General features: G+C 72.0%; 21 protein-coding genes. 15 read left to right on the top strand and 6 right to left on the bottom strand.

Going from position 1 to position 20,834, the window contains the following annotated elements; genetic code table 11:
- Window positions 1-3: 3 nt before the first annotated feature.
- On the top strand, window positions 4-984 hold the full coding sequence (locus tag AB0C38_RS12235; protein ID WP_360670768.1) for a methyltransferase: 981 nt from the start codon (window positions 4-6) through the stop codon (window positions 982-984).
- Window positions 985-1,003: 19 nt separating this feature from the next.
- Complete coding sequence (locus tag AB0C38_RS12230) at window positions 1,004-2,248, top strand: MFS transporter (RefSeq protein WP_360670765.1); 1,245 nt, start codon at window positions 1,004-1,006, stop codon at window positions 2,246-2,248.
- Window positions 2,249-2,672: 424 nt separating this feature from the next.
- On the opposite strand, the gene AB0C38_RS12225 is transcribed toward AB0C38_RS12230, so the two are convergent.
- The gene (locus tag AB0C38_RS12225) at window positions 2,673-3,392 is read right to left on the bottom strand and encodes a TetR/AcrR family transcriptional regulator (protein ID WP_360670762.1); all 720 of its coding nucleotides are present in this window, start codon (window positions 3,390-3,392) and stop codon (window positions 2,673-2,675) included.
- Window positions 3,393-3,511: 119 nt separating this feature from the next.
- Here AB0C38_RS12225 and AB0C38_RS12220 point away from each other — a divergent pair, with 119 nt between their 5' ends.
- The 3 genes from AB0C38_RS12220 to AB0C38_RS12210 all read left to right on the top strand — a co-directional run bounded on the left by AB0C38_RS12220 (window position 3,512) and on the right by AB0C38_RS12210 (window position 5,622).
- On the top strand, window positions 3,512-4,888 hold the full coding sequence (locus tag AB0C38_RS12220) for a serine hydrolase domain-containing protein (RefSeq protein ID WP_360670760.1): 1,377 nt from the start codon (window positions 3,512-3,514) through the stop codon (window positions 4,886-4,888).
- 123 nt (window positions 4,889-5,011) lie between these two features.
- Window positions 5,012-5,341 carry a hypothetical protein gene (locus AB0C38_RS12215; RefSeq protein WP_360670757.1) on the top strand — a complete coding sequence of 110 codons (330 nt, stop codon included), beginning with the start codon at window positions 5,012-5,014 and terminating at the stop codon, window positions 5,339-5,341.
- 11 nt (window positions 5,342-5,352) lie between these two features.
- Complete coding sequence (locus AB0C38_RS12210) at window positions 5,353-5,622, top strand: hypothetical protein (RefSeq protein ID WP_360670754.1); 270 nt, start codon at window positions 5,353-5,355, stop codon at window positions 5,620-5,622.
- Between the two features lie 4 nt (window positions 5,623-5,626).
- Here the strand turns inward: AB0C38_RS12210 and AB0C38_RS12205 are convergent, their stop codons facing one another.
- Complete coding sequence (locus AB0C38_RS12205) at window positions 5,627-6,535, bottom strand: kelch repeat-containing protein (RefSeq protein WP_360670751.1); 909 nt, start codon at window positions 6,533-6,535, stop codon at window positions 5,627-5,629.
- A 352-nt stretch (window positions 6,536-6,887) separates the two neighbouring features.
- Here AB0C38_RS12205 and AB0C38_RS12200 point away from each other — a divergent pair, with 352 nt between their 5' ends.
- From AB0C38_RS12200 to AB0C38_RS12170, 7 genes are all read left to right on the top strand, one after another.
- Window positions 6,888-7,862: an ABC transporter substrate-binding protein gene (locus AB0C38_RS12200; RefSeq protein ID WP_360670748.1), complete on the top strand. Its 975-nt coding sequence runs from the start codon at window positions 6,888-6,890 to the stop codon at window positions 7,860-7,862.
- A 333-nt stretch (window positions 7,863-8,195) separates the two neighbouring features.
- A complete protein-coding gene (locus AB0C38_RS12195) occupies window positions 8,196-9,017 on the top strand; it encodes an ABC transporter ATP-binding protein (protein ID WP_360670993.1) in 822 nt (273 codons plus the stop codon).
- Window positions 9,010-9,717, top strand: coding sequence for an ABC transporter ATP-binding protein (locus AB0C38_RS12190; RefSeq protein ID WP_360670745.1), 708 nt, complete (start codon window positions 9,010-9,012; stop codon window positions 9,715-9,717). The genes AB0C38_RS12195 and AB0C38_RS12190 overlap by 8 nt, the downstream gene beginning before the upstream one ends.
- A 39-nt stretch (window positions 9,718-9,756) precedes the next feature.
- Window positions 9,757-10,608 carry a branched-chain amino acid ABC transporter permease gene (locus AB0C38_RS12185; protein ID WP_360670742.1) on the top strand — a complete coding sequence of 284 codons (852 nt, stop codon included), beginning with the start codon at window positions 9,757-9,759 and terminating at the stop codon, window positions 10,606-10,608.
- Entirely contained in the window at window positions 10,605-11,681 is a 1,077-nt protein-coding gene (locus AB0C38_RS12180) for a branched-chain amino acid ABC transporter permease (protein ID WP_360670739.1), read from the top strand. Before AB0C38_RS12185 ends, AB0C38_RS12180 begins: the two co-directional genes overlap by 4 nt.
- On the top strand, window positions 11,668-12,981 hold the full coding sequence (locus AB0C38_RS12175) for an ABC transporter substrate-binding protein (RefSeq protein WP_360670736.1): 1,314 nt from the start codon (window positions 11,668-11,670) through the stop codon (window positions 12,979-12,981). Before AB0C38_RS12180 ends, AB0C38_RS12175 begins: the two co-directional genes overlap by 14 nt.
- Before the next feature lie 60 nt (window positions 12,982-13,041).
- Window positions 13,042-13,611: a TetR/AcrR family transcriptional regulator gene (locus AB0C38_RS12170; protein ID WP_360670734.1), complete on the top strand. Its 570-nt coding sequence runs from the start codon at window positions 13,042-13,044 to the stop codon at window positions 13,609-13,611.
- Window positions 13,612-13,662: 51 nt separating this feature from the next.
- Here the strand turns inward: AB0C38_RS12170 and AB0C38_RS12165 are convergent, their stop codons facing one another.
- Window positions 13,663-14,145, bottom strand: coding sequence for a hypothetical protein (locus tag AB0C38_RS12165; RefSeq protein WP_360670731.1), 483 nt, complete (start codon window positions 14,143-14,145; stop codon window positions 13,663-13,665).
- A gap of 154 nt (window positions 14,146-14,299) precedes the next feature.
- On the opposite strand from AB0C38_RS12165, the gene AB0C38_RS12160 reads away from it, so the two are divergent.
- The gene (locus tag AB0C38_RS12160) at window positions 14,300-15,385 is read left to right on the top strand and encodes an MFS transporter (RefSeq protein ID WP_360670728.1); all 1,086 of its coding nucleotides are present in this window, start codon (window positions 14,300-14,302) and stop codon (window positions 15,383-15,385) included.
- Here AB0C38_RS12160 and AB0C38_RS12155 read toward each other — a convergent pair.
- The 3 genes from AB0C38_RS12155 to AB0C38_RS12145 all read right to left on the bottom strand — a co-directional run bounded on the left by AB0C38_RS12155 (window position 15,315) and on the right by AB0C38_RS12145 (window position 17,424).
- Entirely contained in the window at window positions 15,315-15,509 is a 195-nt protein-coding gene (locus tag AB0C38_RS12155) for a hypothetical protein (protein ID WP_360670725.1), read from the bottom strand. The genes AB0C38_RS12160 and AB0C38_RS12155 overlap by 71 nt on opposite strands.
- A gap of 71 nt (window positions 15,510-15,580) precedes the next feature.
- Window positions 15,581-16,237: a response regulator transcription factor gene (locus AB0C38_RS12150; protein ID WP_360670722.1), complete on the bottom strand. Its 657-nt coding sequence runs from the start codon at window positions 16,235-16,237 to the stop codon at window positions 15,581-15,583.
- Window positions 16,225-17,424, bottom strand: coding sequence for a sensor histidine kinase (locus AB0C38_RS12145; RefSeq protein WP_360670719.1), 1,200 nt, complete (start codon window positions 17,422-17,424; stop codon window positions 16,225-16,227). The genes AB0C38_RS12150 and AB0C38_RS12145 overlap by 13 nt, the downstream gene beginning before the upstream one ends.
- 125 nt (window positions 17,425-17,549) lie before the next feature.
- Between AB0C38_RS12145 and AB0C38_RS12140 the strand changes: the two genes are divergently transcribed.
- Entirely contained in the window at window positions 17,550-18,284 is a 735-nt protein-coding gene (locus tag AB0C38_RS12140) for an ABC transporter ATP-binding protein (protein ID WP_360670716.1), read from the top strand.
- Window positions 18,285-18,286: 2 nt separating this feature from the next.
- Window positions 18,287-20,812: an ABC transporter permease gene (locus AB0C38_RS12135; protein ID WP_360670991.1), complete on the top strand. Its 2,526-nt coding sequence runs from the start codon at window positions 18,287-18,289 to the stop codon at window positions 20,810-20,812.
- Window positions 20,813-20,834 lie beyond the last annotated feature (22 nt).

Here is a 20,834-nt window from a genome sequence, read left to right as displayed (position 1 = left end):
GTCATGGGGAGTGACGACGCGAACACGATTCTGCACCTGGCGAGCCTGGCGACACCGATGGCGTTGCGCGTGGCGGTGACACTGGGGTTGCCGGACCGGCTCCGCGGCGACGGAGCCGGCGTGGCGGAACTCGCGGACGACGTCGGTGTCGCGCCGGTTCCGCTCGGGCTGCTGCTGGGGCACCTCACGACGCTCGGGTTCTTCGAGCACACCGCGACCGGCTACCGGACAACGGACTACGGCGAGAACCTGTGCGGCGACAGCCTGACCACGGTGTTGCTGAACCTGGACACCGCGGGCGGGCGCGCCGAGCTGGCGTTCGTCGAGCTCCTGCACAGCGTCACCACCGGCCGGGCCGGGTACGACCGCCGGTACGGGCGGGACTTCTGGGCCGACCTCGCCGGGCACCCGCCCCTGCGGGAGTCGTTCGACCGGCAGATGGCGCACCGGCTGCGCGCCGAGGTCCCGCAGCTGGCGGCCGGCTACGACTGGGGCCGGTTCGCCACGGTCGTCGACGTCGGTGGTGGTCCGGGCACGCTGCTCGCCGCGATCCTGGCGGCCCACCCCGGGATCCGGGCGCGGCTGGTCGACCTCGACGTCTCGGCGGCGGCCCGGACCTTCGCCGAGCACGGGCTCGAGGACCGGGCTTCGGTGGTCGCGGGCAGCTTCTTCGACCCGCTCCCGGCCGGCGCGGACGCCTACCTGCTGTGCGACATCCTGCACGACTGGGACGACGAGCACGCCGGGCGCGTCCTGGACCGCTGCGTCGAGGCGGCTCGTCCGGACGGCCGGGTGCTGGTCGTCGAGCCGGTCGGCGGGCGGCGAGCCGGCACGGACATGGACCTGGCCATGCTCGTCATCTTCGGCGGCCGGGAGCGCCGGGTGGCCGAGTTTCGCGAGCTCGCCGCCGCTCACGGGCTCGCGCTTGACGCCGTGACGGACGTCAGCGATGGTCGATCGCTGCTGGAGTTCAGAATCGTATAAGCGCTGTTACAATTTCGCGGTGTCGCTGACCGGTGCCTTCGTCGACCTGACCCCGCTTCGCGTGTCGCCGGCCTTCCGGCGGCTCTGGCTGGGCCGGGTCTTCTCCGGCTTCGGGGCGCAGATGACGCTCGTGGCCGTGATGTTCCAGGTCTGGGAGCAGACGCGGAGCACGGTCTGGACCGGTGCCGTGGGCCTCGCCCAGGCCCTGCCGGTGGTCGTGTTCGGGCTGTTCGCCGGGTCGCTGGTGGACCGCGTCGACCGCCGGAAGTTCGCGCTGATCACCACCGCGGGGCAGGCCTTCTGCTCGGTTCTCCTTGCGGTGCAAGGGTTCCTCGGCGACGTGCCGGTGCTGCTCGTGCTGGGTCTGGTGGCGGCGCAGTCGTGCTTCGTCGCGGGCGGCGGGCCGGCGGCGCGCACGTTCGTCCCGCGGCTCTTGACGCCGGAGCAGCTCCCGGCCGGGCTGGCGCTGAACAGGATCGCGTTCCAGGGCGCGATGCTGCTCGGCCCGGCGCTGGCCGGCCTGCTGCTGGGCCGGTTCGGCGTGGGCGGTTGTTATCTGGTCGACGCGCTGACGTTCGCCATGGCGTTCTACGGCGTGATCGGCCTCCCGCCGATGCGCCCGTCCGGCGAACCTTCGCGGCCGGGGGTGCGCGGAGTGCTGGACGGACTGGCGTTCCTGGTGCGCACCCCGGTGGTCCGCGGAGCGCTGCTGACCGACTTGGCGGCGACGGTCCTGTCGATGCCGATCAGCCTGTTCCCGCTGGTGAACGCGGAAAGGTTCGCCGGCGACCCGCGGACGTTGGGCCTGTTCCTGTCGGCGATCGCGGTGGGCGGGGTGGTGGCCTCGGTGTTTTCGGGGACGTTCACCCGGCTGCCCCGGCCGGGCCTGGTGATGCTCGCGGGCTCGGCGGCGTGGGGCGGCGCGCTGGTGGTGTTCGGGGTGGCGCCGAACCCGTGGCTGGGGCTGGCATGCCTGGTCCTGGCCGGGGCGGCGGACACGGTTTCGGTGGTGTCCCGCGGAGCGCTGGTACAGCTGAACACGCCGGACGCCCTGCTCGGCCGCGTCGCGGCGGCGGAGCAGATCGTCGGGCAGGCGGGTCCGGATCTCGGGAATCTGCGGGGCGGGCTGGTCGCGGGAGTGACGTCCGGGACGGCGGCGCTGGTGAGTGGCGGGCTGTTGTGCGTGGTGGCGGTTGTGGTGGTGGGAGCGGGAACGCCGGGGTTGCGCCGCTTCGCGACGCCCGCCAAGGCGGCTGCGGGGTAGGGGGTTCGAGGGTTCGGCGCGGTTGGGAGGCGGCCGCGCTCGGTGGTGTGGTTTTGGCGCTTGCCGCCGCGGGTTTCGAGGCGGCTGCGCTTGGCGGTGGGGGGTGGTTCGGCTGAGGCGCCGCGGGTCGCGAGGTGGCCGCGCTCGGGGGCGTGGGTGTCGCGGTTCGTGGAGTGGTCGCGCTTGGCGACGCCGGGTCGCGCGGTTCAGCTGAGCACCGCCGGTTGTGGAGCGGCTGCGCTCGGCGGTGTGGGGTTGCGCGGCTTGGCGCCGCGGGTTGTGGGGCGGCCGCGCTCGGCGCTGTGGGCCGCGCGGTTCGGCGCTTGGCGCCGTGGGTTGTGAGGTGGTCGCGCCGGGTTGCGTGGTTCAGCTGAGCCGCCGCGGGTTGTGAGGCGGCCGAGCCTGGCGCCGCGGAGCCGGGCCGTCAGGGGAGGCGGGTCTGCAAGCCGTCCAGTACCCGGTCGAGGCCGTAGCGGAACCCGTCTCCTCGGGACCTCTCCGCCTCCTCCGGCTCCGCCGTCGCCAACGCGTGCAAGCGCGGGTACGGCTTCGTTGCCTCGATCAGCGCCGGGCGGAGACCGTCCACCCATTCCTGCTCGCTCCGGCCGCTCCGGGACAGCGTTGTCAGCCACGCTGCCTCCGTGGTCGCCGTGCCGATCACGTACGCCATCACCGTGGCCAGTGCCCGGTCCGCTTCGGCCGGCGAAAACTTTCCCGCTTCGAACAGGGTCAGCATCCGCTCGTTCAGCCGCATCACGTTCGGCCCCAGGTACGCGAGCCCCACCTGGCCCAGCACCGAGGCGATCCACGCGTGCCGCAGCAGTACCGCCCGGGCGCTCTCCGCGCAGGCCGTGACCGCCTGGCGCCACGTCCGGCCCCACGTGTCCGGGACCTCGATTTGGCCGTAGACCTCGTCGACGACCAGCTCCAGCAGCTCGTCCTTGTTCGCCACGTGCCGGTACAGCGACGTCGCGCCCGCATCCAGCCGCGCGCCCAGCTTGCGCATGCTCAGCGCCTCGATGCCCTCCGAGTCCAGCAGCCGCAGCGCCTCGGCCACGATCTGCGCGCGGCTCAGCGCGGGCTGGTCCCGGCGCCGCTGCGGGCGCGTCCACACCGACATCGCGGGCTGCTCTTCGACCGGCATCCGGCCTCCTTCCGTCCCGACCACCTTAGCGCACGTCGTACGCCTGTTGCGTACGCCGATCGAGTGTGCGTACGGTGTGCGCAACAGCGGAACACTGTACGCAGGAGGCGAACACCACCATGAACTTCGACCACACCCGCTGGCAGCGCCGGTTCGACGAGCTCCGCGCCGCTCACCACGTCCCGGGCGCGACCCTCGCCGTGCTCGCCGGCGGTGAGATCCACGAGCTCGCCACCGGGGTGCTGCACCGCGGCACCGGCGTGGCGACGACGACCGACTCGGTGTTCCAGGTCGGCTCGATCACCAAGATCCACACCGCGACCCTCGTCCTGCAGCTCGCCGAGGAGGGCCGGCTCGACCTCGACGCGCCGGTCCGCGACGTGCTGCCCGGCTTCACGGTCGCCGACCCGGAGGCGTCGGAGACCATCACCGCCCGGCAGCTGCTGTCCCACACCAGCGGTCTCACCTGCGACTTCACCCACGACACCGGGCGCGGCGACGACTGCCTCGCCGCCTACGTCGAGGCCGCCAGGGACGTCCCGCTCGACTGTCCACCCGGGACGGCCATCTCCTACAGCAGCGTCGGGTACAACGTCCTCGGCCGGATCGTCGAGGTCCTGACCGGCCAGACCTGGGACGCCGCCCTGCGGGACCGGCTCTGCGCACCCCTGGGCCTCACCCACACCGTGACGCTCCCCGAGGACGTGCTGCGGTTCCGCGCCGCGATGGGACACCTCGGGGAAGCGGGCACCGACCCCGACCCGGCGCCGGCCTGGAACCCGCTGCCGCGCTCGGCCGGCCCGTACGGCGGCGTCCTGTGCGCCACCGCGGCCGACGTCCTGCGGCTCGCCCGGATGCACCTCGACGGCGGCACCGCGCCGGACGGAACCCGGTTGCTGCGCCGGGAAACCGTCGAAGCGATGCAACGCCGCGAGATCGACTGCCCGGACAAGTGGACCGTCGACTCCGACGGCTGGGGACTCGGCTGGACGCTCTACGACTGGGACGGCACCCCGGGCTTCGGCCACGACGGCGCGACCATCGGCCAGTACGGCTTCCTGCGCGTCGCCCCGGAAGCCGGCGTGGCCGTCGTGCTGCTGACCAACGGCGGCGGCGCCCGCCGGCTCTACTCCGACCTCCTGCGCGAACTGCTCGGCGAACTGGCCGGCGTCCGCCTGCCGGAGCCGTTCGGCCCGCCCGGGGAGCCGCTCCCGGTCGTCGCCGGCGACCGGGCCGGCACCTACCGGCGGGAGGGTGTCGAGATCACCGTCTCGGACCGCGACGGCGTCCCGCACCTGCGGTACGCGTTCGTCGACGGCATGGCCGGCCTCGCGCCGCCGATCGAGTCGGACCTCGTCGCCGTGTCGGACACGGTGTTCGCCGGCCGCGCCGACGGCCCGTTCAGCGACGACTGGATGCCGGTCGTGTTCTCGACGCTCAAGGACGGCACGGGCTGCGTCTACGTCGGCATGCGCGCGGCACCGAAGATCGCCTGACCGGCGCCGCTGCACAGCGGGACCCGAAGTGTGCACGCCCGGTCATCCCGTGGGCTTCCGCCCGCCGGAGCCGGGAGGTAGTTCTTTCCCGACGGCACTTCCGGCCGTCCGGAAAGGACCGAAATGATCAAGCGAACCTGGGTGGCGACCCTGCTGGCCGTCGCCGCGGCCGGGCTGGCGGTCGCGCCCGCCGAGGCGACCGTCCAAAGTGGAAGCGGCACCATCGGCGACCCGTGGGTGCCGACCCACGCCGCGCACATCACCTGCGCCACCGCCACCCTCTTCGGCAACTACACGCCCGGTCAGGGACATTCCGACCCCATCGCGACGCTCGTGCAAGGCAACTACATCGGCGTCCGGTACATCACCTCGGACCACAACTCGGCCGACGTCTTCTGGCACGGCACGAGCAAATGGGGCTTCCTGCTCCGCGACTGCTTCGCCCTGAACTGAGGAGGAACCCCATGAAACCCGCACGCAGCATCGCGGCCGCGGCCCTCGCGGCCACCGCGGTGATCACCTTCGCACCCGCCGCGTCGGCCGGCACCGTGCACGAAATCTGCGCCCAGGACCTCTACGTCCGGACGCAGCCGGCCGGCGTCATCATCGGCACCCTCTACCGCGGCGACCACTTCGAGCTGTCGCGGTACTCACCCAGCGGCGACTGGGCTGAGGGCTACGCGATGGGCCACGTGAATCAACGCGGCTGGATCCAGGCCGGCTGGTTCTGCTGACCGCTCACGGCAGCTTGAGCGAAAGCACGTCCGGCACCGTGATCACGCTGCCGTAGAGGTTGGCACTCCCGCCGATGGCGAGGACCCGGTGCGCCGGGGTGGCCGCACAGACCAGCGACGACCGGCCGTGGGGGAGCAGCGTGCCCAGCAGCACCCATTCCCCCGTGCGGACGTCGAGGACCTCGGTCGTGCGGTCCCGGGCGGCCGGGTCCTCGATCGCGGGACCGCCGCCGACCACCACGATCCGGTCGCCCACCCGCACCGCACCGGGCGCGATGCGCCGCTTGCGCATCGGCGCGACTGCCTCCCAGCGATCGGTGTCCGGGCTGTACCGCTCCACCGAGTCGAGCGAGTTCTGTTGCCAGCTGGGCAAACCACCGAGCGCGTAGAGGTGCGTCTCGGTCGCGATGAGCCGGAACCGCGCCCGCGGGGTGGTCATCGGGGCCACCGGCGTCCAGTGCCGCGTGGCCGGGTCGAAGACGAGCACCGCGTCCGTCGCGTGCTCCTTCGGGTCGTTGTCCCCGACGAAACCCCCTGCCACGTAGAGCTTTCCGCCCAGTCCGGCCGCCGATGCGGCGCCGAGCGGTGCGGGCAGGGGCGGGCTCGGCCGCCATTCGTCGGCCGCCGGGTCGTACACCTCGACGACGTCGGTGGTGCGCTCGTCCGGCGTGATCCCGGCGACGGTGTAGACCAGTCCGCCGACGACGCCGGCCGCGTGGTTGCCGCGCGGGGTCGGCATCGGGCTGACGTAGCGCCAGGCGCCGCTGCCCGTGACCTTGCGCGTCTCCACGGAGCCGAAACCCACGTTCCCGTCGGTCCCGCCGAACACGAAGACGTCGTCCCCGACGGTCGCCACCTCGTGGGCGAACCTCGGCGACAGCATCGGCGGCCGGTACTTCCACGACACGTTCATCGTCTGCCCCTCACATTCCGCCGCCAGAGTCTCCGCGGACGATCTGTTTGTTACGCACCCGGCCAGAATTGGTTTTTCGCTGTCCGGTGCGGCGCGGGCGATCGGTTTCCGGATGGGTCATCCGCTGTAGTGCGCTCGGCTGGATGGCGGACTTCGATCACGCTGTGTGCCGGCTTCTCGTGGGTTTGTTTCCCCTGGTGATCGCCGTCCGGTCAGTGGATTACGCGTTTGAACGGTGTTCTGGATTTCTCGAATCGATATTTGCGGACCCGGAAATCGTCATCTACAGTCCGGCGATCACGGCTGTACGAGCCGGATTCCCGTGATCGAAATATTCTTTCCGAGGAGTGCCATGCCCAAACCCGCCTCGACGCGCCGGTTCGCCGTGCTCGCGCTCGTCCTCGCGCTGGTGAGCGCGTGCAGCCAGCGAGGCGGGTCCGGCAGCGGCGGTGCCATCGAGAAGCCGGCGATCCGGGTCGCGATCTTTTCCGCCGTCGACCTCGCCACGTTCTGGCTCGCGCAGGAAGGCGGCTATTTCAAGGCCGAAGGGCTCGACGTGCAGGCCGACACCGGCGCCAGTGGCCAGGAGGCGCTGACCCGGATGACGAACGGCCAGGACGACCTCGCGCTGTCCACCTACACCCTGTTCTTCCTGGCGAAGAACAACGGGACGGACGTGAAGCTGATCGCGGACGCCACCTCGGCGAGCCCGCGCAGCAACGAGCTGGTCACCGTGCCGAGCTCGCCGGTCAAGACGGTGGAAGACCTGAACGGCAAGCGGATCGCCATCAGCTCGAAGAACGCCGCCTCGGACGTGCTGACCCGGTCGGTCATGCGCGACCACGGGGTCGACTTCGACAAGGTGCAGTGGGTGCCGATGCCGTTGCCGGAGATGGGGACCGCGCTGGCGCAGGGCCGCATCGACGTCGCCTACCAGCCGGAACCGTTCCTCACGCAGTCGGCCAAGATCGCCGGCGCGTACCCGGTCATCGACGCCGCCAGCGGCAGCACGCAGTCGTTCCCGCTCACGGGCTTCGGCGCGACGGCGAAGTGGGTCCAGGCCCATCCGAAGACGATGCTCGCGTTCCAGCGCGCGATGCTCAACGCCACGCGCGCCGCGGTCGACCGGGCGCGGATCGAGCCGCTCGTCGTCCGCAACGCCAAAGTGGACCAGGACATCGCGAGCCTGATGGTGATGCCCGCGTTCGGGTCCACCCTGGACGCCCGCCGCATCCAGCGGGTGCCGGACCTGTTGCAGCAGCTGGGCGTCGTCCAGACAAAGGTCGACGCCTCCTCGATGATCGCCCCTCAGGCGAGCACCGGCTGACCGCGGACGGGAGGGAAGGGCGGGTGCGCTGAAGAGCGTGCCCGCCCTTCTTGCGCGGGTGGTTCGGGGTCCGCAGCGGTGTCATGAAAGACCCGTTCACCTCGTCTGAAGACATGAACGAGTCGTTCATGACGTCGGCGCACCCGCCCCTCTTGTGTCGTAAGGACTTCTCCCGGCACACCGCTTTTCCGAAATTCACGGACCGATCACGAAGATCCCGTTATCGGTGGTTCGCACCTTGACACGACCGGCGCCGCGCCCCACCCTCTTCATACCGACCGCGCGGTACGGCCTGGTCCACATGGTGGGACGGGAGAGACAGGAGAGTCGATGATGACGCTTCTCGGTGAGGCTCAGTCCGGTGAGGCTCCGCCTGGCGAGGGCCTGCTCGTGGTCGACGGCCTCACCGTGCGCTTCGGCGGGCTCACCGCGCTGCACGACGTCCGGCTGAGCGTCGACGCCGGCACCGTCGTCGGGGTCATCGGGCCCAACGGGGCCGGGAAGACCACGCTCTTCAACGTCGTCTGCGGCTTCGTCCGGCCCCAGGCCGGGCGGGTGCTGTGGCGTGGCGAACCGCTCGTGCGGCACCGCCCCGAACACCTCGCCGGGCTCGGGATCGTCCGCACCCTGCAGGGACTCGGGCTGTTCGCCGGGCTGACCGTGCTCGAGAACGTGATGACCGGCGCGGGCCGCCACTCGAAGACCGGCGTGCTCCCCGCCCTCGTCGGCGCCGGACGTTCGGCGCGCGACGAGGGTGACCTGGCCGCACGCGCCCGGACGACGCTCGGTGAGCTCGGGATCGCCGACCTCGCCGACCGGCTGCCCGGCGTTCTGCCTTACGGCGTGCGAAAACGCGTCGCCCTCGCCCGGGCGCTGGTGGCCGAGCCGGACCTGCTGCTGCTCGACGAACCCGCCAGCGGTCTCTCGGCCGCCGAGCTCGGCGAGCTCTCGACGTTGATCCTTTCGCTGCGCCGGCAGATGGCGGTCGTGCTCGTCGAACACCACATGGACCTCGTCATGCAGGTCTGCGACCGCGTCGTGGTGCTCAACTTCGGCGAGGTGATCGCGGCGGGCACTCCCGCCGAGATCCAGGCCGACCCCCGCGTGACCGAGGCGTACCTCGGCGACCCCGCCGAGGAGGCGCCCGGTGCTTGAGATCGACGAGCTTTCCGTGGCCTACGGCGCCGTCCGCGCGCTCGACGGCGTCGGCCTGGAGGTCGAGCGCGGCGGGATCACCGCCGTGCTCGGCGCGAACGGCGCCGGCAAGACGACGCTGCTGCGCGCGATCAGCGGCCTGCAGCCCGCCCGCGGCGGCCGGATCACCTGGGACGGCAAGGACCTCACCGGGCTCGCGCCGGATCGCATCGCCCGCGGCGGGGTGGCGCACGTGCCCGAGGGCGGCGGCGTGATCACCGAGCTGACCGTCGACGAGAACCTCCGTCTGGGCGCGCTGTGGCGCCGGGACCGGGCCGACCGCGAGGCCGCGCGCAAGGAGATGTACGAGCTTTTCCCGCCGCTGGAAGAACGTTCGGCGAAACCCGCCTCGACGCTCTCCGGCGGCGAGCGGCAGATGCTCGCCATCGGCCGCGCCCTGATGAGCCGGCCCGAACTGCTGCTGCTCGACGAGCCGTCGCTCGGCCTCGCGCCGCTCATCACCGCGCGGATCATGGGGATCCTGCGGGACCTGCGGAGCTCGACCGGGCTCACCGTGGTGCTCGTCGAGCAGAACGCGCACAGCGCGCTGTCCATCGCCGACCGCGGCTACGTCCTGGCGCTGGGCCGGGTCGTCGCCGTCGACACCGCCGCGGAGCTGCTGGCCGACGACGGCCTCCGCCACGCCTACCTCGGCTTCTGACGCTTCTCTAACCGGTTACCTGGAGGTGAACGGTCCGGTATGCAGGAATTCTTCGACCTGACCCTCGGCGGGATCTCCGCCGGCGCGGTCTACGCGGCGCTCGGGCTCGCGCTGGTCATCATCTACCGGGCCACCCGGGTGGTGAACTTCGCGCAGCCCGCGCTCGCCCTGATTTCCACCTACCTCGCGTACTCCGTGACGAAGGCGACGGGCAGCTACTGGCTCGGCTTCGCCGTCGCGATCGTCGCCGGGACGCTGCTGGGCGTCGTCACCGAACGGCTGCTGATCCGGCCGCTGCGGCACCGCTCCGAACTCAGCTCGATCATCGTCACCCTCGGCCTGTTGCTGGTGCTGCAGGCGATCGCCGGGATGATCTGGTCCAACGAGCCGCTGGCGTACCCGTACGCCTTCGACTTCGTCGGCCGGTTCTCCGCCAACGATCTGTTCGTGGTGCTGGTGGTGCTCGTGATCGCCGCGCTCGTGCTGGTGGTGTTCAAGTACACCCCGCTCGGCCTGCGGATGCGGGCCGCCGCGTTCGCCCCGGACGTCGCGCGCACGCTCGGCGTGCGGGTCGGGCTGATGCTCACCGTCGGCTGGGGCATGGCCGCGGCCGTCGGCTCGCTGGCGGGATTGCTGGCCACGCCGCCGTTCCTCTTCCCGAACGTCCTCGACGGCGTCTTCGTCTACGCCCTCACCGCGGCGGTGCTCGGCGGCCTGGACAACCCGCTCGGCACCATCGCCGGCGGGTTCGTGCTCGGCGTCGGACTGTCCTATGTGTCCGGCTACCTCGGACCGGAGATGGTGACGCTCGCCGCGCTGGCCATCCTCATCGTCGTGCTGATCGTGCGTCCCAGCGGGTTGTTCGGCCGCGCGAAGGTGAGGCGGGTATGACCGTGCGCACGAGTGTTCCGGAAACCCGCGTCGAGACGGTGAAGAAGAAGCGGGTGCTGCCGCCCCTGCTCCGCCACGTCCTGTTCGCGCTGGCCGCGTTCGCCGTCGTCGTGGTGCTGACTCTGGTCACCGACGAGTTCACCAACCTGCGGATCGCGACGATCGGCTACTACCTGATCGCGGTCGCCGGGCTGACCCTGCTCACCGGCCTCACCGGGCAGGTTTCGCTGGGCCACGGCGCGTTCATGTTCATCGGCGCCTACACGGTGGCGCTGCTGGTGCGGCGGGTCCCGACGTTCCCGCTGTGGGCCGACCTGCTGCTCGCCTCGGCCGCGGGCGGGCTCGCCGGGCTGCTGGCCGGGGCCGCCGCGGCCCGGCTGCGCGGCCCGTACCTCGCCGGGGCGACGCTCGCTTTGGCTGTCGGCCTGCCCGCGCTGACCCGCCGGTTCCAGGACTTCCTGGGCGGCAGCAACGGGTTGAGCTTCACCGTCCACAGCAGACCGGCCGGGCTGGTCGGCGTCATCCCGGAGCTGCGCTGGCAGACCTGGATCGTCTGGCTCAGTGTGCTCATCGCGCTGGTGATGGTGGTGAACGTCGTCCGCGGCCGGCTCGGGCGCGACTTCCGGGCGGTCCGCGACGACGAGGTCGCCGCGTCGCTGAGCGGGATCGCCGTCGGCCGCACGAAGATCCTCGCGTTCCTGATCAGCGCGGTGTGCGGCGGCCTGGCCGGTGGCCTGCAGGCGTTCCTGCTCGGCACCGCCGCACCCGGCTCGTTCACCCCCGCGCTGTCGCTGAGCCTGCTGGCGGCCGTGGTGCTGGGCGGGCTGGGCTCCCTCTGGGGCGCGCTGTGGGGCGCGGTCGCCCTCGTGTACTTCCAGGCGTGGTCCGAGGACCTCGCCGACGTCCTGCACTTGAACACCGACGTGGCCAACAACCTCCCGCTCGCGGTGTACGGCGTGATCCTCATCGTCGTCGTGCTCGCCTTCCCGCGCGGCATCCAGGGCGGGTTCCAACGGCTACGCGGGCTTCTCCGTCGAACCGCCGAAAAGAAGGAGAACCATGAGAACCACTAGAACCGTCGCGGGAATCGCGGTGTTGGCGCTCGCGCTCAGCGCGTGCGGCGGTGCGGGGGAGAGCGACGGCGGTGGCCAGCAGGCCGCCGACTCGGCCGTCGGCGTCACCAAGGACTCCGTCCTCATCGGCAGCCACCAGCCGCTGACCGGGCCGGCCGCGCCCGGGTACAGCAAGATCTCCGTCGGCGCCCGCGCGGTGTACCAGGCCATCAACGACGGCGGCGGGATCAACGGCCGCAAGATCGACTACAAGGTCGAGGACGACGGCTACAACCCGACGAAGACCGTCGAGGTCGTGAAGAAGCTCGTCCTGCAGGACAAGGTGTTCGCGATCGTCGGCGGCCTGGGCACGCCGACGCACTCGAAGGTCGTCGACTACCTGAACACCGAAGGCGTGCCGGACCTGCTGGTGTCCTCGGGTGCGCTCGCGTGGGACAACCCGCAGAAGGCGCCGATGACCTTCGGCTACCAGGTGGACTACACCCGCGAGGGCAAAATCCAGGGCAAGTACATCAAGGACACCTTCGCCGGCAAGAAGATCGGGTACTTCACGCAGAACGACGACGTCGGCCGCGACACCCAGGCCGGCCTCGACCAGTTCGTGAAGGACCAGACCGTCGCCCGGCAGGGCTACGACAGCGCCAACACCGACGTCACGCCGCAGCTGTCCGCGCTGAAGGCGGCGGGCGCCGAGGTCGTCGTCTGCGAGTGCATCCCGGCGTTCACCGCGCTGTCGATCCTGGCCGCGGCGAAGATCGGGTACAAGCCGCAGTTCGTCGTCAGCAGCATCGGCGCGGACCCGGCGACGCTGTCCGGGCTGCTGCAGGACTTCGCCAAGCGGGGCGGCGCCAGCGTCTCCAGCGCACAGCTGCTCAACGGGCTGATCGGCACCGGCTACCTGCCCGACGTCGCGCAGACGTCCGACCCGTGGGTCGCCTACTTCAAGGGCATCCACGACAAGTACATCCCGAAGGAGCCGCTCACCAACACACTGTTCTACGGGATGGTGCAGGCGTACACGTTCGGCCAGGCGCTGAAGGCCGCCGGGCCGGACCCGACGCGGCAGAAGATCGTCGACGCCATGAGCTCCGGCGCCCTCAAGGGACCGGGCCTGACGCCGTTCGGGTTCTCGAAGGACTCGCACTCCGGGTACACCGGGGCGTACGTCTTCAAGATCAACCCGGACACCACGACGACGGTGATCCAGCCACCGTCGGTCACCGACCGGAGCACCGGGGCGATCACGCCGTACACCGGTGAACGCGCCACTCCGGATCAGGTGAACCTGCTGGGTAAGTGAGGACCGGGCCGGCTCGCGGCGCCGCGCGAGCCGGCCCGCCCGCTCACATAGGGTGGCGACATGAACGTGCGGGACAAGGTCGTGCGGGCGGCAGTGCGCCTGTTCGCCGACAAGGGGTTCGAGGCCACGACGGTCCGGGAGATCGTCGAAGAGGCCGGTGTCACCAAAGGTGGGCTGTACCACTACTTCGAGTCCAAGGACGACCTGCTCTTCGAGATCTACGCGGCGATGCTGCGGATGCAGACGCGGCGGATGGTGACGATCGCCGAGTCGGACCTGCCGCTGCCCGAACGCGTGCACGCGATCATCGCCGACGTCGTCGTCACGAGCATCGCCGACCTCGACGCGGCGACGGTGTTCTTCCAGTCGTTCTCCCTGCTGGAGAAGTCCAAGCAGGTCCAGGTGCGGGCCGAGCGGCGCACCTACCACGAGCGCGTGCGGGACCTGGTTTCCGAAGGTCAGCGCACGGGCGTCTTCCGCGACGACGTCCCGGCCGACCTGGTGATCAACTACCACTTCGGCGCCATCCACCGCCTCGGCATGTGGTACCACGCCGAGGGCGAGCTGTCGGGGGAGCAGGTGGGCGAGCACTTCGCGAACCTGATGCTGGGCAGCCTCCGTCCTTGGTGACGGAGTTGCCCCGCTTCCCCGCCCACGTGCGGCGGGATCGTCTTGCGCCCGCTATCCCGCGCTGCGCAACAGGATGTCCCGCATCGAACCCATGCCGTACTTGTCCACCGTGCTCGACAGCTCCGCGACTTCCCGCAGCAGCGGCCCGACATCCACACCCGCCGCGCGCGCCTCGGTGCAGATGTCGTTCACCGCGAGGATTTCGTCGCGGGTGTCGCGGCCGTGGTCCCGGGCCGACAGGTGCAGGAGCCGGGTGCGGAAGTCCGCGCCCGGGAGGTGGGCGGCCCAGCAGAACGACGAGTACCGGTCGAACATCGCGCGCACGGCGGTGCGTGTCTCGTCGTCGCCGTGCTCGTAACGGTCCAGCAGTGCTCGCAACGCTTCCTCGGCTTCGGCGCGGATGCCGGCTTCGTCCAGGGGCTCGGCGGTGCGCAGCTTCTCCTGCCAGCCCGGGTCGGACAGGTCGACGGGACGCTTCGCGATCGGTTCCAGGCATCGGTCCAGCCGCGCGACCGTCTCCTCGAGTTCCAGCACACCTCACCGTAACCGGTAAGGTCGGGATCATGGCGAGCCCCGAAGCGTCCAGGGCCGGGCTGTCGGTCATCCCGGCAGCCCGGTAACTTCCGCTTCCCCGGGCCCCCGGGTGACCACGAATCGTCCGCCGACTTCGTGATCCCTGGAGCTTCGTGTGTCCCTGTACCTCCTTGCCCTGGGCGTGTTCGCCATGGGCACGTCCGAATTCATGCTCGCCGGGCTCGTACCCGGCATCGCCGCCGCGCTCGACGTCTCCGTCGCGCAGGCCGGGTACCTCACCTCCGCCTTCGCCGCCGGGATGGTCGCCGGGGCGCCGCTCATGGCCGCCCTCGCGCGGACCTGGCGTCGTCGGATCGCCTTGCGAACCTTCCTGGCCCTCTTCGTCGTCGCGCACGTCGTTGGTGGGCTGGCGACTTCCTTCGCCGTCCTGCTCGGGACGCGGGCGGTCGCCGCCGTCGCCAACGCCGGGTTCCTCGCCGTCGCCCTGACCGTCGAACGTCGGGGCCGTGGCATCGCCGTCCTCCTCGGCGGGACGACCTTGGCGTGCGTCGCCGGCATCCCCGGTGGGGCGCTGCTCGACGCCGCCTTCGGCTGGCGCTCGGCCTTCTGGACCGTCGCCGTGCTGTGCCTGCCCGCCCTCATCGGGGTGTCACGCATCGCCGACACCCCGGCCGGAGGCGGCGCCGACCTGCGGGGCGAACTCCGGGAGCTCCGCCGTCTGGTCGACGTGCTCCTGCTCGGCGCGCTCGTCAACGCGGCCACCTTCGGCGCCTTCACCTACCTGGCGCCGGTCGCCGGCAGCGCCGCGCCGGTCGTGCTCGCCGCCTTCGGCGCCGGGTGCTTCGCCGGCATCACGGCGGCGGGGCGGCTCGCCGACCGGTGGCCCGGCCGCATCATCGCGATCGGCGGCTCACTGCTGCTCGTGGGCTGGATCGTGCTGGCCCTGGTCCCCGGGGCACTCGTCGGTCTCGTCTTCACACAGGGCGCGTTGTCCTTCGCGGTCGGCGGCACGGTGATCACCCGGATCCTGCGCCTGGCCACCGGTGCGCCCACGATGGCGGGGTCGTACGCCACCGCGGCCCTGAACGTCGGCGCGACGGCGGGCCCGGTGCTCGCGGGCGCGGCGAACCCGTTCTGGGTGGCCGCGGCCCTGGTCGCCGCGGCGCTGGCTACCGCCGCCGCCGGACGTAGTGGACGACCAGCAGGACGAGGGCGACCGTCGCGATCGCGCCGGCGGTGATCCGGAGGGGCTCGGCCAGTCCGGTGAAGGAGCCGATCGCGTTGACCGCGGCGGCGACCAGCAGGACCGGCCAGAGGACGAGGGGAGCCGTGGTGCGGGCGGGGGAAACGTTGTCGTTCGTCATGACCGGAACACTACGAACGCGGCCCCGCCGGATCGATGCCGTCCGCACCCGGAACCGGGGTGGTGCCTGCGCTACCCCGCGTCGCGGCCGAGGTAGGCGAGCACCGCCAGCACCCGGCGGTGCCCGCCGCCCTCGTCCGACGGCAGGCCGAGCTTCGCGAAGATGTTGCGGATGTGCTTGAGCACCGCACCGTCGCTGACGACGAGCAGCTCGGCGATCGTGCCGTTGTTGTAGCCCTCGGCCATCAGCGCCAGCACTTCACGCTCCCGCGCGGTCAACGCCGCCAGCGGGTCCGCCGCGCGCCGGCGCGCCATGAGCTGGCCGATGACCTCCGGGTCCATCGCCGTGCCGCCCTTCGCGACCCGCTGGAGCGCGTCGACGAACCGCTCGACCTTCCCGACCCGCTCCTTGAGCAGGTAGCCGACCGCGCCGACGCCGTCGGCGAGCAGCTCGACCGCGTAGCTCGTCTCCACGTGGGCCGACAGCACCAGCACCGGCAGTCCCGGGTGGATCTCGCGGGCGCGGACGGCGGCGCGCAGGCCTTCGTCGCGGTGGGTCGGCGGCATCCGGACGTCCATCACGACGGCGTCCGGCCGGTCGCCTTCGACGAACGTCAGGAAGTCCTCGGCGTTGTCGAACGCGGCGACGACCTCGATGCCCGCCGTCTTCAGCAGCAGCGCGAGGCCCTCGCGCAGCAACGCGTCGTCCTCGGCGATCACGACCCGCATGGCAGCTCCACTCGCAGCACGGTCGGCCCACCGGGTGGGCTGGTCAGGGTGAGGGTTCCGTCGAAGGCTTCGGCGCGGCGGCGGATCCCGGCGAGCCCGCTGCCGCGCGTCTCGTCGGCGCCGCCGCGGCCGTCGTCCCGGATGTCCAGGCGCAGCACCCCGGAGCTCCCGCCGAGGGTGATGTCCACTTGGGACGCTTCGGCGTGCTTGGTGACGTTGGCCAGCATTTCGGCGACGACGAAGTACGCGGCGGCCTCGACCGCGGCCGGGCGGCCGGTTTCGTACTCGACGGTGACCGCGGCCGGTACCGGGCAGTGTTCGGCGAGCGCGCGCACCGCCCCGGCCAGGCCGCGTTCGCTCAGCAGCGGCGGGTAGATGCTGCGCACGACCGTCCGCAGCTCGGCGAGCGCGTCGGTCGCGGTGTCCTGGGCCTTGACCAGCAGGTCGCGCGCCGCGGTGGGGTCGCGGTCGTAGAGCTGGCCGGCGATGCCCAGCTGCAGGACGACGGCGGCGATCCGCGCCTGGGTGCCGTCGTGCAGGTCACGCTCGATGCGGCGCAGCTCGGCGCCGTGCGCCTCCAGTGCGGCCGCCCGCGTCGCGGTCAGTTCGGCGACCCGGTCGGCGAGGACGACGCCCGGCGCCGGCCGGAGCAGCCGCTGCGCGGTCCGGGCCTGCCAGCGCGCGGCCCGCGGCAGCAAGAGCGTCGCCGCGGCCATGGCGGCGGCGACCAGGAAGTCGAGTCCCGCCCGCGGCCACGAGTTCACCATGATCCCGAGCGAACCCTCGATCCCGCCAGGCACCGCGGGCCAGACGAGGACCGTGACGACCTGCTGGACCGCGCCCAGCGGCAGCCCGATCGCGAGGGCGCCGAGGACCAGCCCGGTCGCGGCGTGGATCGCGAGCCACGCGAGGTCGCGGCGGGTCGCCGGGTCCTTCAGCGGGGAGCCGTCTCGATACGGCTCGGGAATGGCTTCGCCGAGCCTGCGCGCGGCCCGGCGCCGGTCGACCCCGACGGGCCACCGGGCCAGCTTGATCGCGGGCGCGAGCGAGGGAATGCCGACGCCGAACGGGCACAGCAGCAGCACGGCGAAGAGCCCGGCGAGGGCGAAGATCGACAACAGCGACGTGCCGGCGCCGACCACGAGGTAACGAGCCGCCGACCAGCACTCGCGCAGGCGGGTCGTCACGCCGACAGTGTCCCACCCCACCGCCGTGGTGGTGCTGGCGCTACCCCGGATCCACCCCTCCACAGGATCGAGCTCCCGGCCCCGCCGCCCTAGTTTTCCTTGGGACAGAACAAAGGGGAACACCGATGACGACAGCGAACGCGCTGGAACTGGCCGGGGTCCGGAAGGTGTACGGCTCCGGTGACGGCGCCGTCACCGCACTGGACGGCGTGACGGCGGACGTGCCGCGGGGGACGTTCACCGCGGTGATGGGCCCGTCGGGCTCGGGCAAGAGCACCTTCCTGCACTGCGCGGCCGGCCTGGACCGGCCGACGTCGGGCCGGGTGCTGCTCGGCGGCACCGAGATCGGGCGGCTGAAGGAGAACGAGCTGACCCGGCTGCGGCGCTCCCGGGTCGGGTTCGTCTTCCAGGCCTACAACCTGATGCCGTCGCTGAACGTGCTGCAGAACATCACGCTGCCGCTGCGGCTCGCCGGCACCAAACCGGACCCGCAGTGGCTGCGCGAAATCGTCGAAGGCGTCGGGATGGCGAAGCGGCTGGAGCACCGCCCGGCGGAGCTGTCCGGCGGGCAGCAGCAGCGCGTCGCGATCGCCCGGGCGCTCATCGCCCGGCCCGACGTCGTGCTGGCCGACGAGCCGACCGGCGCGCTCGACACCCGCACCGCGCGGCAGGTCCTCGATCTGCTCCGCGCCGTCGTCGACGGCATGGGCCAGACCGTGCTGATGGTGACCCACGACCCGGTCGCGGCCTCGGCCGCGCACGGCGTGCTCTTCCTCGCCGACGGCAAGCTGGCCGGGCACCTCCCGCACCCCACCCCCGAGCGGGTCGCGGAGCGGATGACGCACCTCGGGGAGTGGTGACCGTGCTGTCCCTGGCCTGGCAGACGATCCGGACGCGGCTCGGCGGGTTCGCCGGCGCGTTCATCGCGATCCTGTGCGGCACCGCCCTGGTGGCGGGCTGCGGGGTCCTCATGGAGTCCGGCCTGCGTGCCGGCGTCCCCACCCAGCGCTACGCGGCCGCAGCTGTCGTCGTCGGCGGTGCCCAGACCGTGCACCCGCCGGGCGCCGACGCGCTGACGTCCGAGCAGGTCGGCGAGCAGCCGTCGGTGCCGGAGACGCTGGCCGGCCGGATCGCCTCGGTGCCCGGCGTCCGCGCGGCGGTGGCCGAGCAGAGCTTCCCGGCGCAGGTCGTGACGGCTTCCGGGGAGGTGCTCGGCGGCCCGCAGTCCCTGGGCCACAACTGGGACGCGGCCGTGCTGGCGCCGTTCACGCTGCGGGCCGGTGCGGCGCCCGCGGCCCCCGGCGACGTCGTTCTCGACGCTGACCTGGCCCAGCGGGCGGGTGTCGGCGTCGGCGGGCAGGTGCGGATCGCGACCCGGTCGGTGCCGCAGACGTTCCGGGTCAGCGGTGTCGTCGACGCCCTGTCGCGGCAGTCGGCGCTGTTCTTCACGCCGCAGCGGGCCGCGGAGCTGACCGGACAGCCCGGCCAGGCCCACGCGATCGGCGTCCTGGCCGAGCCCGGCGTGACGCCGGAGACGCTCGCCGAGCGGATCGGCGCGGTCGTGGCCGGCGCCGAGGTCACCACCGGCGTCGAGCGCAGCACGATCGAGTTCCTCGACGTCAGCCAGACGCGGCTGCTGCTGTTGGCCGTCGCCGGCTCGTTCGGCGGGTTCGCCCTGCTCGTGGCCGTGTTCGTGGTGGCGAGCACGCTCGCTCTGACGATCAACCGGCGGCGCCGGGAGTTCGCGCTGCTGCGGGCGGTGGCCGCTACGCCGAGGCAGATCCGCAAGCTCATCGGCATCGAAACGACGTTGGTCGCGCTCGTCGCCGGCGTGCTCGGTGGCGCGCTGGGCCTGGCGGTGGCGGCCGGGCTGCGGGACGCGTTCGCCGCGATCGGCGTGATCCCGCCCGACTTCGCGCTGGCGATCAGCCCGCTCCCGCCGATCGCCGCGGTGCTGCTCGGCCTGGGCGCGGCCCGGCTGGCGGCCTGGGCGGCGTCGCGGCGGCCGTCGATGATCCGGCCGGTCGAAGCGCTCGGCGAGGCGGCGGTCGAACGCCGTGAGCTGGGCCGCGGCCGCTCGATCACCGGCTGGAGCCTGGTGCTCGTGGGCTTCGGGGGTGCGCTGGTGCCGCTGTTCCTGCGCGGCGAAATCGGGACCGCGATCTCGACGATGGCGACGCTGGTCGTCGTCATCGGGCTGGCGGTGGTCGGCCCGCAGGTGACCGCGCTGGTGATGCGTGTGCTCGCGCCGGTGCTGGGGCGGGTCTGGCGGATCAGCGGGTACCTGGCCGGCGCGAACGCCCAGGCCAACACCCGGCGGCTCGCGGCGGCGGTGACCCCGCTGATGCTGTCGATCGCGTTCGCCTTGGCGACGTTCTACAGCCAGACGTCTTCGACGGCGGCCGCGGCGGAGGAGTCGGCCCGCTCGACGACGGCCGACTACGTCCTGAGCGGCCCGGCGGGTGTCTCGCCGGAGGTCGCCGCGGCGGTCGCCCGGGTGCCGGGGGTCGCGGCGGCGACGCCGGTGGTGCGGACGTCGGTGATCGTCGCGACGGCCACCGGCGACGCCATGGACGTCCAGCGGAAGCCCGCGCAGGGCTTGGCGGGCGACCAGGTCCGGGGCGCGCTGGAGCTGGGCGTCGACGCCGGGCGGCTCGCGGACCTGCGGGGGGACACGGTGGCGTTGAGCCGGTCGGAGGCGGACTGGCTGGACAAGAAGATCGGCGACGAGGTGTCGTTCTACTTCGGCGACGGCGTCCCGGCGAAGCTGCGCTTGGTGGCGACGTACACGCGTGACATGGCGTTCGGCGACTTCGTGCTGCCGGTCGGGCTCGCACGGGAGCACAACGGCGGCCGGCTGGACGACTCGGTGCTCGTCCGGCGTTCTCCCGACGCCGATCCCGCGGTGATCGCATCGGCGCTTCGCTCGTTGCCGTATCCCGGCTTGACGGTGGCTTCTTCGCCGTCGGCCCCCGAAGGCGGCGAGCGGCAGGCGCAGTTCTACTTGAACCTGGTCGCGGTCGGCGTCATCGTCGGGTACCTGGCGATTTCGGTGGCCAACACACTGGTCCTGACGACGGCGCAGAGGTCGCGCGAGTTCGCGTTGCTGCGGCTGGTCGGCACGACCCGCCGCCAGGTGACCCACATGATGCGGCTCGAGGCGCTGGCGACGGTCGGGATCGCGGTGGTCGTGGGGACGGTGGTCGCGGTGGTACCGCTGGCTTTGCTGAACGTGGGACTGCGGGGAAACCCGCTGCCGTCGGGCCCGCTGTCCGTCTACTTCGGAATCATCGGCGGCGCGGCCCTGCTGGGACTGCTGGCGATGGGGCTGTCGACGTGGGTGGCACTGCGGGCCCGCCCGATCGACGCGATCGGCCTGCGGGAGTAGGTGCCGCAGTGAATGACTCATT

Source organism: Amycolatopsis sp. NPDC048633, assembly GCF_040650695.1.
Taxonomy (GTDB): Bacteria; Actinomycetota; Actinomycetes; order Mycobacteriales; family Pseudonocardiaceae; genus Amycolatopsis.
This window is presented reverse-complemented; position numbering and strand designations above follow the sequence as displayed.

What these genes read in the sequence shown, in the direction of transcription:
- AB0C38_RS12235 (WP_360670768.1), top strand. Translation starts at nt 4, where the DNA reads ATGGGGAGTGACGACGCGAACACGATTCTGCACCTGGCGAGCCTGGCG.
- AB0C38_RS12225 (WP_360670762.1), bottom strand. Translation starts at nt 3,392, where the DNA reads ATGCCGGTCGAAGAGCAGCCCGCGATGTCGGTGTGGACGCGCCCGCAG.
- AB0C38_RS12220 (WP_360670760.1), top strand. Translation starts at nt 3,512, where the DNA reads ATGAACTTCGACCACACCCGCTGGCAGCGCCGGTTCGACGAGCTCCGC.
- AB0C38_RS12215 (WP_360670757.1), top strand. Translation starts at nt 5,012, where the DNA reads ATGATCAAGCGAACCTGGGTGGCGACCCTGCTGGCCGTCGCCGCGGCC.
- AB0C38_RS12210 (WP_360670754.1), top strand. Translation starts at nt 5,353, where the DNA reads ATGAAACCCGCACGCAGCATCGCGGCCGCGGCCCTCGCGGCCACCGCG.
- AB0C38_RS12205 (WP_360670751.1), bottom strand. Translation starts at nt 6,535, where the DNA reads ATGAACGTGTCGTGGAAGTACCGGCCGCCGATGCTGTCGCCGAGGTTC.
- AB0C38_RS12200 (WP_360670748.1), top strand. Translation starts at nt 6,888, where the DNA reads ATGCCCAAACCCGCCTCGACGCGCCGGTTCGCCGTGCTCGCGCTCGTC.
- AB0C38_RS12195 (WP_360670993.1), top strand. Translation starts at nt 8,196, where the DNA reads ATGACGCTTCTCGGTGAGGCTCAGTCCGGTGAGGCTCCGCCTGGCGAG.
- AB0C38_RS12185 (WP_360670742.1), top strand. Translation starts at nt 9,757, where the DNA reads ATGCAGGAATTCTTCGACCTGACCCTCGGCGGGATCTCCGCCGGCGCG.
- AB0C38_RS12180 (WP_360670739.1), top strand. Translation starts at nt 10,605, where the DNA reads ATGACCGTGCGCACGAGTGTTCCGGAAACCCGCGTCGAGACGGTGAAG.
- AB0C38_RS12175 (WP_360670736.1), top strand. Translation starts at nt 11,668, where the DNA reads ATGAGAACCACTAGAACCGTCGCGGGAATCGCGGTGTTGGCGCTCGCG.
- AB0C38_RS12170 (WP_360670734.1), top strand. Translation starts at nt 13,042, where the DNA reads ATGAACGTGCGGGACAAGGTCGTGCGGGCGGCAGTGCGCCTGTTCGCC.
- AB0C38_RS12155 (WP_360670725.1), bottom strand. Translation starts at nt 15,509, where the DNA reads ATGACGAACGACAACGTTTCCCCCGCCCGCACCACGGCTCCCCTCGTC.
- AB0C38_RS12150 (WP_360670722.1), bottom strand. Translation starts at nt 16,237, where the DNA reads ATGCGGGTCGTGATCGCCGAGGACGACGCGTTGCTGCGCGAGGGCCTC.
- AB0C38_RS12140 (WP_360670716.1), top strand. Translation starts at nt 17,550, where the DNA reads ATGACGACAGCGAACGCGCTGGAACTGGCCGGGGTCCGGAAGGTGTAC.